The organism is Paracoccus sp. PAR01 (genome assembly GCF_014851995.1).
GTDB classification, from domain to species: domain Bacteria; phylum Pseudomonadota; class Alphaproteobacteria; order Rhodobacterales; family Rhodobacteraceae; genus Paracoccus; species Paracoccus litorisediminis.
Map to the genome: position 1 here is coordinate 1 of NZ_JACVAW010000078.1, position 1,122 is coordinate 1,122.

At 64.8% G+C, this 1,122-nt stretch carries 1 protein-coding gene; it reads left to right on the forward strand.

Features of this window, described 5'->3' with window-relative positions:
• Nucleotides 1-1,106, forward strand: a 1,106-nt coding sequence (locus IB235_RS24715; protein ID WP_192339059.1) for an IS66 family transposase, incomplete at its 5' end; no start/stop codon positions are given.
• Between the last annotated feature and the right edge of the window lie 16 nt (nt 1,107-1,122).

Below are 1,122 nucleotides of genomic sequence, written 5' to 3' on the forward strand. Positions count from 1 at the left end.
CCCGCCGCCCCAAGTATGCCTGCCGGTCCTGCACCGATGGCGTAACGCAGGCTCTGACCCCAGCACGGCTGATCCCCGGCGGCATGCCGACCGAGGCGATGGTCGCGCATGTGCTGGTCGGCAAGTATGCCGATCATCTGCCGCTTTACCGTCAGGCCCAGATCTACAGCCGCCAAGGCGTCGATCTCGACCGTTCCACCCTTGCCGATTGGGTCGGGCGTGCCGCCTTCGAACTCCGCCCCGTCCACGATGCGCTGATGGCGGATCTGAAGCGGTCCACCAAGCTGTTCATGGACGAGACCCGCGCCCCGGTCCTCGATCCGGGGGCCAGAAAGACCAAGACCGGCTACTTCTGGGCGCTGGCCCGCGATGATCACCCCTGGGGCGGCCCGTCTCCACCGGGCGTGGCCTTCACCTATGCGCCCGGTCGGGGCGGGCAACATGCCGAACGGATATTGCAGGGCTTCGGTGGCATTCTGCAGGTCGATGGCTATGCCGGATACAACCGGCTGATTGCGCCAGACCGGATCGGCCCAAGTATCCAGTTGGCCCATTGCTGGGCCCATGCGCGCCGAAAGCTGATCGAGATCACCCGCAACGGTTCCGCGCCGATTGCCGAGGAAGGCGTGACCCTCATCCGCGATCTCTATGCCATCGAGGTCGACATCCGCGGTAACGACCCCGCAACCCGACTTGCCGTCCGGCTGGAACGCTCTGCCCCGATCCTCGCCCGTATCGACACCTGGCTAAGCCACCACCGCGCCCGGGCGTCCGCCAAATCACCCTTGGGCGAGGCGCTGGCCTATATCGCCAAATACCGCGACGGTCTCGGCCGCTTCCTGACCGATGGTCGTGTCGAGCTCGACAGCAATACCGTCGAGCGCACGATCCGCCCCATCGCCCTGAACCGCAAGAACGCCCTCTTCGCAGGTCATGATGCCGGTGCCGAAAACTGGGCTGTGATCGCCTCGCTCATCGAGACCTGCAAGATGAACGGCGTCAATCCCCACGCATGGCTGACAGCCACGCTCACCGCCATCGTCAAAGGCCACAGACAGAGCAAGATCCAAGACCTGCTCCCGTGGAATTACGCAGTCACCGTGTGATCGGGACACCGCTTAC